Origin of the sequence: Streptomyces ruber, assembly GCF_014648075.1 — a bacterium.
GTDB lineage: Bacteria > Actinomycetota > Actinomycetes > Streptomycetales > Streptomycetaceae > Streptomyces > Streptomyces ruber.
The window spans coordinates 99,422-109,053 of record NZ_BMQK01000021.1; the positions used below are offsets into that span (position 1 = coordinate 99,422).

12 protein-coding genes are annotated in these 9,632 nt (G+C 71.2%); 8 read left to right on the forward strand and 4 right to left on the reverse strand.

What is annotated here, in order from left to right; translation table 11 throughout:
* The first annotated feature begins 85 nt into the window (after window positions 1–85).
* The 3 genes from IEZ04_RS30530 to IEZ04_RS30540 are packed head-to-tail and all read left to right on the forward strand — an operon-like array spanning window position 86 to window position 1,567.
* A complete protein-coding gene (locus IEZ04_RS30530; RefSeq protein WP_189220211.1) occupies window positions 86–442 on the forward strand; it encodes an STAS domain-containing protein in 357 nt (118 codons plus the stop codon).
* Window positions 439–1,371, forward strand: coding sequence for an anti-sigma factor RsbA family regulatory protein (locus IEZ04_RS30535; RefSeq protein ID WP_189220212.1), 933 nt, complete (start codon window positions 439–441; stop codon window positions 1,369–1,371). The genes IEZ04_RS30530 and IEZ04_RS30535 overlap by 4 nt, the downstream gene beginning before the upstream one ends.
* 10 nt (window positions 1,372–1,381) lie before the next feature.
* Complete coding sequence (locus IEZ04_RS30540) at window positions 1,382–1,567, forward strand: hypothetical protein (protein ID WP_189220213.1); 186 nt, start codon at window positions 1,382–1,384, stop codon at window positions 1,565–1,567.
* Window positions 1,568–2,335: 768 nt separating this feature from the next.
* Here IEZ04_RS30540 and IEZ04_RS30545 read toward each other — a convergent pair.
* Window positions 2,336–2,557, reverse strand: a complete 222-nt coding sequence (locus IEZ04_RS30545; protein ID WP_189220214.1) for a hypothetical protein — start codon at window positions 2,555–2,557, stop codon at window positions 2,336–2,338.
* Between the two features lie 25 nt (window positions 2,558–2,582).
* Between IEZ04_RS30545 and IEZ04_RS30550 the strand changes: the two genes are divergently transcribed.
* On the forward strand, window positions 2,583–3,161 hold the full coding sequence (locus tag IEZ04_RS30550; RefSeq protein ID WP_189220215.1) for a hypothetical protein: 579 nt from the start codon (window positions 2,583–2,585) through the stop codon (window positions 3,159–3,161).
* A gap of 306 nt (window positions 3,162–3,467) precedes the next feature.
* Here IEZ04_RS30550 and IEZ04_RS30555 read toward each other — a convergent pair whose 3' ends face one another.
* Window positions 3,468–3,833 (reverse strand): SemiSWEET family sugar transporter, encoded by a 366-nt coding sequence (locus IEZ04_RS30555; protein ID WP_189220216.1) that lies wholly within the window; start codon window positions 3,831–3,833, stop codon window positions 3,468–3,470.
* A 280-nt stretch (window positions 3,834–4,113) separates the two neighbouring features.
* Between IEZ04_RS30555 and IEZ04_RS30560 the strand changes: the two genes are divergently transcribed.
* Window positions 4,114–4,860 carry a GntR family transcriptional regulator gene (locus IEZ04_RS30560; protein WP_189220217.1) on the forward strand — a complete coding sequence of 249 codons (747 nt, stop codon included), beginning with the start codon at window positions 4,114–4,116 and terminating at the stop codon, window positions 4,858–4,860.
* 23 nt (window positions 4,861–4,883) lie between these two features.
* The gene (locus tag IEZ04_RS30565; RefSeq protein ID WP_189220218.1) at window positions 4,884–5,726 is read left to right on the forward strand and encodes a hypothetical protein; all 843 of its coding nucleotides are present in this window, start codon (window positions 4,884–4,886) and stop codon (window positions 5,724–5,726) included.
* A 140-nt stretch (window positions 5,727–5,866) separates the two neighbouring features.
* Here IEZ04_RS30565 and IEZ04_RS30570 read toward each other — a convergent pair whose 3' ends face one another.
* Complete coding sequence (locus IEZ04_RS30570; RefSeq protein WP_229821393.1) at window positions 5,867–6,589, reverse strand: transposase family protein; 723 nt, start codon at window positions 6,587–6,589, stop codon at window positions 5,867–5,869.
* On the opposite strand from IEZ04_RS30570, the gene IEZ04_RS30575 reads away from it, so the two are divergent.
* Window positions 6,564–7,235, forward strand: coding sequence for an LLM class flavin-dependent oxidoreductase (locus IEZ04_RS30575; RefSeq protein WP_189220220.1), 672 nt, complete (start codon window positions 6,564–6,566; stop codon window positions 7,233–7,235). The two genes, IEZ04_RS30570 and IEZ04_RS30575, sit on opposite strands and share 26 nt — an antisense overlap.
* A 45-nt stretch (window positions 7,236–7,280) precedes the next feature.
* Entirely contained in the window at window positions 7,281–7,538 is a 258-nt protein-coding gene (locus IEZ04_RS35710; protein WP_268245705.1) for a hypothetical protein, read from the forward strand.
* Window positions 7,539–7,978: 440 nt separating this feature from the next.
* Here IEZ04_RS35710 and IEZ04_RS30585 read toward each other — a convergent pair whose 3' ends face one another.
* The gene (locus tag IEZ04_RS30585; protein WP_189220221.1) at window positions 7,979–8,740 is read right to left on the reverse strand and encodes a ZIP family metal transporter; all 762 of its coding nucleotides are present in this window, start codon (window positions 8,738–8,740) and stop codon (window positions 7,979–7,981) included.
* Window positions 8,741–9,632: the final 892 nt, after the last annotated feature.

Below are 9,632 nucleotides of genomic sequence, written 5' to 3' on the forward strand. Positions count from 1 at the left end.
CTGGCCGGTTGGAAGAGACCTCCATCTGTCGGGGTTGGGCTGAGGCAGTCGGCAGGCGGGTAACGGACGGTGAAGGAGTCCGCACATGGATTCCCGACATGTGGTGGGCGGGGCCGGTCCGGTGGTGCCCGGAAGGGCTGCGTTGGAGGTGAGCCCGTTGCCCAGCCGTTGCGGGATACGTGCCCGTGGTGAGATCAGTGAGATCACCCGCCCCTCCTGGGAGCGGGCCCTGACGGAGCTGTCCCGGCACCACGAGGGTGTGTCCTGTGTGGAACTGTCCGAGGTGGCCTTCGTCGACGTGGCCGGGGTGACGGCACTGGCGGTCACCGCCATGAACCTGCCCGGCGGCAAGGTCGTGGTCAAGTATCCCCCGCCGCAGCTGCCGCGGGTGCTGGAGATGTTCTGGCCGGGCCTGGAGCGGATCGAGGTGACGCCGCGATGACCACAGTGTCCACCCACGAGGCGTTCGTACATCCCGCCCTGTTCTACCGCAGCGAGCAGGAGTACACCCGGCAGACGGTGTCCTTCCTGAGAGAGGGCCTGGCCCACGACGAGCCGATGGCCGTCGCGGTGCCCGGCCCCAACCTGGAGGTGATCAGGGCCGGGCTGGGCGCGGACACCGAAGGCATCCTGTTCCTGGACATGACCGAGGCCGGGCGCAACCCCGGACGGATCATCCCTCATGTGCTGCGGGGCTTCGCCGACGCCCACCCGGAGAGGCGGGTGCGGATCATCGGCGAGCCGATCTGGGCGGGCCGGTCCGACGTGGAGTATCCGGCGTGCGCGCAGCACGAGGCGCTGATCAATGCTGCGTTCGAGGGCCGGGCAGCAACGATTCTGTGCCCGTATGACGAGACGCGGCTGCACCCGGAGGTGATCACGGACGCGCGGGTCACCCATCCCGCCGTCATCCACGGTGACGGCCGCCGGGAGGTCAGCGGCGTCTACGACTGGCAGGCCGTGGTCGCCCGCTACAACCAGCCGCTGGCGCCCGCCCCGGACGCCGCCGTCTTCCCCTACGGTGGCGAAGACCTCCCCGCGGCCCGCCAGTTCGCCGTCTCCCAGGCGGCACGGCTGGGCCTGGCCGGGGAGCGGCTGACGGACGCGGAGCTGGCGGTCGCGGAGCTGACGACGAACAGTGTCGTCCACGGCGGGGGACGCGGGACGCTGGCGGTCTGGGCCGAGCAGGGGCAGCTCGTGTGCGAGGTCCGCGACGCTGGCCGGCTGTCCGATCCGCTGGCGGGCCGCCGCCCGCCCGAGCTGGGGCAACTCGGCGGCCGGGGCCTGATCCTGGTGCACTACGTGGCTGACCTGGTCCGCCTGCACACCACGGGCGACGGCACGACCGTGCGGTTCTACCTCAGCCTGTGAAACCTGTGGGGTGACCACCGACCGGGCGGCCGCCCGCATCGGCGCGGTCACCTCCCGGCCCGTCATCACCTCGCACCACCACCTGATCGGCATGGCCTCCGTCCACCACCAGCCCAGCCGATGGCCCGCCGGACAACGCCGCCGCCCGCACGCCCTCGCCCACGCCACCGGCCGACTCGCTCACAACCCAGCCTGACCGACCGCGCCGGCGTCCACCCTGCGGCCACTGTGGTGCAGTGGTTCACCTCGGCGCAGCGGCCCGCGTGCCCCGACCCCCCGCCCGGGGCATGTAGACGGCTTCCGGCGCGTGCCTGTGTCGGTGCGCTCGTAGCAGTGCGGCTCCAGCGCGCCTTTCGCACCGTCGGTGAGGGTGACACCGTCGGTGAGGGTGACCAGGACGTCACTGCGCCGACTGCGGGCAGCAGCGGCAGATCAGGGCCGCCTGGCCGCTCGGGCCGGTTCGTGCGACGTGCTACAGCCGCCGCACCCGCCATCCGGCCCCGGGTTCGGAATGCCGGACCCTGCGGGTGCTGGTCGGCCGGTCCGAGCGGGGAGACCTCTGCGGGCCGTGCTCGGGGACGGACATCGACTTCGCCTGCCGCCGCTGCCACTTCCCCGGGAACGTCTACGCCGACGGGCTGTGTGTCCGCTGCGTGGTGAGCGACTGCGTGAATGACCTGCTCAGCGACGCGGACGACACGGACGGCACGCTCGTGCCGCAGCCGCAGCCGCGTCCGCTGGCCGAGCAGCTCGCCCAGGCTTCACAGCCTCACTCGATACGTCTCTGGTTACGGCGGAGCGCATCCGCCCGGCTCCTCGCCAGCTCGCCGCGCAGAGGGCCGAAATCACCCACGAGGCGCTGGTCGGTCTGCCCCAGGACCGCAGCTGCCGCCATGTCCGCGAACTTCCGGTCACCACCGGGGTACTGTCCCGCCGCGAGGAGCACTTCGCCCGCTTGCAGCTCCTATTCGATGCGATCCTCGCGCAGCTGCCGCCGGACCAGGCCCGGATCATCCGACCGTTCGCCGAATGGAGCGTCCTGCGCGACGCCCGCCGCCGGTCCGGACGCGGCCGCTACACCATTCACGCATCGCACGCCGACCGGGCGGACATCCGAGTCGCCGTCCAGTTCCTCGACTGGCTGCAGACCCACCGGCTCAGCCTCGACACCCTGGCACACGACCATCTCGACCAGTGGCTGACCTCCCGCTATGCCCGCCCCCCTCGAATCGTTCATCCGGTGGACCGTCGCCCGCCGACTCACCGGCAAGCTCGTTGTCCACCGCACCCGCAGCGGTTTCCCGTCCCAGTTCCTCACCGAGGACGCACGCGATCAGCAGCTCAGGCGCTGCCTCAATGACGACTCCCTCCCCCGCGAAGCCCGCATCGCCGGGGCACCGACCCGGCTCCATGCCCTCCCCACATCCAGGATCGTCCAGCTCACCACCGACCGCTTCCACCGCGACGCGGACGGTGCCTACCTCACGATCGACAAGAACGCGGTGCTCCTGCCGCCCAGGCTGGCCCGCCTGGTCGAGGAACGGATCGCCCGCCCATCCGACGGCCTCTCGATCCTCCGACAGCCCTCGAGCGACCAGCCCAGGTTCCTGCTGCCCGGGCGCCCGCCCAGCCGGCCGCGGTCAGCCTCCTGGATCCAGACCCTGCTGAAGAAGCACGGCCTGCCGGTCATCCACGCACGCAACACCGCGATGACCGAGGCGGTCACCGGCCTTCCCCCGACCGTGGTCGGCGACCTGTTCGGCGTCCCTCCAGGAACCGCACACCTCTGAGCCCAGTACGCACAGGACAGCTGGACGGAGTACCTCACAGCCCTCGAGCACGACCCGCCTCCCCGACAAGGCAAGCCAGTCCCGCTACCCGTCCCCCGATCTGCGGCCGATCCCGCTTGGCGGCAGTGGCCGACGGCCCCCGCACACCGTTGAGCTGGCAACAACTGCCGGGGCGCCGCCCGTCTCATACCGGCTGGGCGCCCGCGCAGCCCGTCCCTGGCGCATGCCGCAGAAAGCCTGTGACGGCCCGTCGGACACCGCCCGCCTGCCTGCGCGTACTCGCGATGATCCGAGCGCCGGAACCGATCAGAGCTCCACAGCGCCGGTCCTTCCGTTACGGACTTCTTCCGCGTCAGCCGGAAGCGTGCTCGGGCGCAGAGAGCGGCTGGCTGAGGTTTCGGTACGCGACCGGCCGCGGGAAGTCAGGATGTCGAGCCGGACTTTCAACCCGACCACTCCGAGAGCCAGGGCCAGGGTCAGGGTGTTGGTCATAGCGATGGCGATGTCGCGCTTCAGGAGTCCGTAGATCATCCAGAGGGTGACACCGGTGCCGAAGACCGCGAGGTAGAGCCAGGAGAAGTCCGCCGTCGAGCGTGTGCGCCACGACTTGAGCAACTGCGGCAGCCAGCAGCACGTGGTCAGGGTGCCCGCGACGAGTCCTAGAACGATCATGTTGTCCCTTCTGGGGCGTGCAGCGACTGTTGCAGTTCGGACGGGCAGTTCGTCGCCTGTGAGACGCCCGGCCACGGTATCGGGATGGTTGTATATACAGTCAAGGGTCGTTCCAGCTCGGCGTCAAGCCAGGATGCACCGCTGTTCAGGCACCATCTCGTTCAGTCGACACAGGGATCCAACACGGTGGACCATGGCGCCGGTGGCGCAGGAACACCTATAGGTGGGCGGATCAGGCGACTACTGGCCGACGTCTCGACTAGCTGTATAGACTGCTTGCGTGACCCATCATGCTCACCCTGATTTCGCGCCCCGCTACTACACGATCGAGCAGGCTCTGAGGGCCCGGATCGCCGGTCTCCAGCCGCACGATGCCCTGCCCTCAGAGTCCGAGCTCGCGAAGGAGTTCGGGGTCAGCCGCATGACAGCGCGTGCAGCGGTCGTGCGGCTGGTCGCCGACGGCCTCGTCTACCGTGAGACCGGCCGGGGCACCTTCGTGGCCACGCCGCCCACCCGAAGGCGCGCCGACAGCCTGGTCAGGTTCAGCCAGGAGATGCGGGCACAAGGCAAGCGCCCCACCTCCCGCATCGTCAGCAGCCAGACGCGGGCGGCCAGGCAGACCGAGCTCGCCCGGCTCAGACTCGAGCAGGGATCCCAGGTCGTGGCCATCACGCGGGTACGGCTGGCCGACGCCGTGCCCATCGCCCTGGAGCGCTCCGCCTTCCCCACCACCGCCGCAGGGCTGCTGGACTGCGACCTGGTCAACGAATCGCTCCATGAGGCGCTGGCCGACCTGGGATTCGTGCCCACCATCGGACACGCCTCGCTGTCCGCCGGCAACGCCGCCGATCTGGAAGCCGAGCTGCTCCAGATCGAGCCGGGGGTGGCCCTGCTCGTCGAGCAACGCCTCATCCTCGACCAGAACGGCGACCCGCTCGAGTTCACGGAGTCCAGGTACATCGGCGACCGGTATGCGCTCGATGTGACGTTCGACGTACAGCACGACCAAGGACCGACGCAGCCCTGAAGCAACCGACAAGGGACCAGACCATGCGCGTGACATTCGCCTCCCACGCGGGCTCGGCGCACAAGCCCAACGAAGACTTCCTCGCCGCCGGCCCGCAGGTCGCACTCGTCCTGGACGGACTGACCTCGCCGCCCGAACTCGGATCCGGCTGCATCCACGGCACACCCTGGTTCGTCAGCCAGCTGGGCACGCATCTGCTGCGTGAAGCAACATGCCGGCCGAAAGATCCGCTGGCCGACTGCGTAGCCGAGGCCATCACCCGCGTCGCCGACCTCCACCACGACACCTGCGACCTGACCCACCCGGGAACGCCCTCGTGCTCCGTGGCACTGCTGCGCGAAGGACCGGACACCGTCGACCACCTGTCCCTCTTCGACTCCGTCATCCTGCTCGACGGACCCGGCGGGCTGAAGACCTTCTCCGACCTGCGCGCCGACGGCTACGCCCAGCACGAGCACAAGGAGACCACCCGCCACCGCATCGGAACCGCCGCACACCGACACGCCGTCAGCCGCCTCGTCGCGGCCCAGCGCCCCCACCGCAACGTCCCCGCCGGCTACTGGGTGGCCGCGACCGACCCCGCGGCGGCCCACAACGCCGTGACAGGCTCGGTACCGCGGTCGGAGGTCACCCGCGCAGCCATCCTGAGCGACGGAGCCTCCTGCCTCGTCGAGGACTACAAACTCACCGACTGGGCCGGCTTGCTGGACCTGCTGGAGACCCAGGGACCCGACGCCGTCATCGCACGCGTCCGGCAAGCAGAAACATCCGATCCGCGCGGAGAACGCTGGCCCCGCTACAAGGCCAGCGACGACTCAACCGCCGTCCTCTGCCTGCTCGACAGCCCCGTACCAGCCAGCCGATGAACCCCGCCCGCGGTGACCACCACCAGCACCAGATCCTCGTCACGTGGAGGGCCGCGTCCCTCACCAGCACTGATCATCTGCAGCGAAGACGAGACGCAGCTCATGCATGGCGCGGGGTCAGGAAACTGCCTCGTCACCAGTCAAGGGCGCCCCAGGGACCGGCCGCGTAGCGCGACCGGTCCCGCGCCGCGGACGCCGGGATGCTCACGCAGCCAGGCGGTCACCGTCACCGCCAGGCGGTCGGGCAGCACGTCGATACGCTCGCCGTTGTCCGCGTTCGTGATGACCGTGGCATAGCGGTGGCTCTTGAGCAGGGCGAACTCGTCGATCCCGGCCACCACGGGCGTGGGCCGGCCGGGCAGCGGCATGCGCATCAGACAGTTCAGCACCGACGCCGCGGACAGCGTCTGATGCAGCACCACGAGCAGCCGGGCACCGGCCGAGCCCGCCAGCACCACCGCGACCGCCTCGACGATCCGCCGCAGCGCCGGCGTCCTGCGCTGGTATCGCTCCGTCAGCCCGTCGACCTGCTCGACGAACGTTGCCCTCGGGCAGGCCGAGTTCTCGCAGTACAGCCGCCGCACCGAAAGATCGATCACCACGGGCCGCCCGCCGACCGACTCGTCCGCGACGTGACGCACATACCGCGAGTGCACCCAGTCCGACTCCTGACGACACCCTGGGCACGCACGGCGCGCATCTTCCCTGGTGAACGCGGTGATCCTCACGGCCTCCGGGTCGGTGCTCACCCGCTCAACGCGTAACCCCGCCAGCCGGGGCAGCAGTTCGTCAATGGTGACGTCACACACCGCCAGCCTGGCACCGGCAGTCCGAGTCATGCGGCCAATCGTCAGAACAATCAACGCCTACGAGAATCTTCGAAGAGCCGCTCGTTCTGACAGACCCCGTCCACGCCGTGCCCGGCCCCGCCCAGGACCGCAGAACGAGGTCCCGCGCAGGACCGGACGGCCCGACGTGTGGCTGCTGGGCTCCTCCGGCTACTCCGCCCGGCTCGCCGCCGCCCTCGGCCTGCCCCTGTCCTTCGCCGCCCACCTCGCCCCGGAGAACGCCGTCCCCGCCGTCGAGCTGTACCGGGAGCAGTTCCGACCCTCGCCCGTCCTCGCCGAGCCGTACGTCATGGTCAGCGTCGGCGTCCTCGCCGACGACGGCGAGAGCGAGGCCCGCGTCCGGGCCCACGCCCTCTCCCACGCCATGCTGCGCATGTTCACCGGTCGGCCCTTTCTCATCCCCACGCCGAAGCAGGCGGACACCCTGTACGCCTCGGCCAGCAGCGCCGAACGCGAGGCCGTGGACGCCTGGACGTCCCGCATCGTGTACGGCACCGCCGACCGCGTCGTCGAGGGCGTCAACCATGTACAGGCGACCACCGGTGCCGACGAGATCATCCTCGTGCCCGAGGCCCACTCCCCCGATGCCCTGCCCCGCTCCACGGCACTCATCGCCGACGCCTACGGCATCCCCGATACGGCTGCGGACAAGGCCGCCTGACCTCTGCGTCCGCGACGCGAACGCTGGATGGCGCACCAGAGCACGATGCGCCATCGGGGAGCGCGCCGCGCTCTCGCCGGCCGGCCTGCTCCTCGCGCCGCCGCCTCGTTCAGCACACTGCCCTTGCCGTGCGGGTGGCCACCGCAGGGGCTGGCCGACGTCGGCGTCGCGGTCGCCGGTGCCACCGGCGGCCTGGCCTCCGGCATGGTCGTCGCCGCCGGATACCCCGTCCTGGCCCTGGCCGGAGGCGCCTTCGCCCTCGCCGCGCTGCCCGCCGTCATCGCCACCGCCCGCACACGCTGACCGCATACTCGGCCGCCGCACCGTGGGGACCAGTGCTTGGCCGAGCCGCTGCGCACCGCGCAGCACAAGGCCCCGATCGGCGCCTGCAGGGCCTCGTGGGCACGAGCAGGTCACGGCGGCAGGCGTGCTCGTGGTCAGCCCGGCCCCGCGGCCCCGGGACAGCCCGTTCGGGACGACGTTCACCTGCCTCGGCCCCCAGCGCGCGCACCGTGGGAGGCGCACCGCGGGACCCGGACGCCCCTTCTCCAGAGCCGGACGCCCCTTCTCCAGAGCCGTCCGGCAGCCGGGCTCCGTTGCGCCGGGCCGGATCTCCCAGGCTGCCGGAGGCCGGTGCGCGGCGCCGCCACAGGTGCGGCGGGACCGGGTGGACGACGAATGGAACGCGCCGGCCGGACGCGGCTGCCCGGCCGCGAGGACGACTGGCGGGCAGGGGTGGCCGGTCAGGTGTGGGACAGGGCGAAGGAGACCAGGAAGCCGCTGACGGTGACCAGCCCGATCGCCAGGTGGGCGTCCTCGAACGCCTCGGGGATCATCGTGTCGGCGATCATGGCCAGGATGGCGCCCGCCGCCACGGCCGTCACCGCGGCGACCACCGCCGGCGAGAAGCCGCCGACCACGGTGTAGCCGAGCACCGCGGAGAGCGCGCTCGCGCCGGCGATCGCTCCCCAGACGCCGAAGACGTAGCCCTTGCCGCGCCCGGCCTTCTTCATCCCGGCCGAGCTGGACAGGCCCTCCGGAATGTTGCTGATGAACACCGCGGCCACGGTGACGGCGCTGACCGTGCCGCCGTCGAGCAGGCTGACTCCGATCACCGCGGATTCGGGTACGCCGTCCAGCAGCGCGCCCAGCGCCAGGGCCAGGCCCGAGCCGCCGTGTTGCTGCTCGGAGGGTTGCGCCTGGGTCGCGTGGTGGCCGGATCGCTTGCGGTGGCGGGCGCCGCGGCGGGCCAGCCACACATTGCCGGCCGTGTAGGCCACCGCCCCGGCCAGTGTGCCGACGGCCGCCGGACCGAACCCGCCCTGCTCATAGGCCTCGCCGACCAGCTCGAAGGAGACGGCCGAGAGCAGTACGCCGGCGCCGAAGGCCATCACCAGCGCGATGACCTTCTGCGGCACACGCAGCCCGTAGCCGAGCGCGGCGCCCAGCAGCAGGGCGGAGCCCGCCAGCAACCCCCAGCCACCTGCCTGCATCACTTCTGACATGCTGCCCCGACTACCCCACGCGAGCCGTGTCCACCACTGCCCGCACCTCGCAGCACGCGTCGTGCACCCCCGGACCGAGGTGGCCCTCTTCCCAGGCGGCCGCCCGGGAGCGCGGTTGTCTGCGTGCAGACCTGTCCCGGCCTGCACGGACACCCTGCTCCGCTACGCTGACCGGGCCGGAGGCCGACCGGATGCCGGTCCTCGGTGCCGACGAGTCCGCCCCGGCGCGTGAGGGCTGCGCCTCCGTTGCGGTCGGCATGACCGCCCATCGTCGCGTCGACGTTCTCGCCGATCAGCCGGTCGAAGAGCCACACCGTTCGCGGCATGGCTTCGCGATCACCCGGAGGTGCGGGCGGTCTGCCGCCACCGGGCCGGCGCCGTCCGTGATGACGCTGCTTGCGGAGCTTCACAGGCCGGGCGGTGAGCGGCGACGAAGCGGGTGCCGCCGCTGGAGCCGTGAAGGTTGCCCCGTCCGCTGAGATCCGCCACCGCCGGCAGGGACAGTGCTGCGCCCCCGAACCGGAGGTCTACGCGCGCCACAGGTCGTTGACGACGCGGTCGGGTCCGCCCTGCACGGTCAGACGCCGATGCCCTCGACCATGCGGTACCCGACACAGGGCCGGTCTCGCCGGAGCCCGTGCTGGATGCGGGTCAGTGTCTCCTCGGCTGGGCTCAAGCTTGTCCCGGATCAGGGCGCGGCCTCTTCACCCCGCCGCCCGGCCGGCTCGCCCGGGCGGCCGCACCGGACAGCACCCGTGCGGCGTGCAGGGCAGTGAATGGGGTACTGGCGCGCGGGGGGGGTGCCTCTATGTCTTTGGTCAAGCGGGGCGTGGGGTTCTGGGTTCGTAGAAGGTGCCGTCGCGGAGCATCGCGAACAGCACGTTGATCCGTT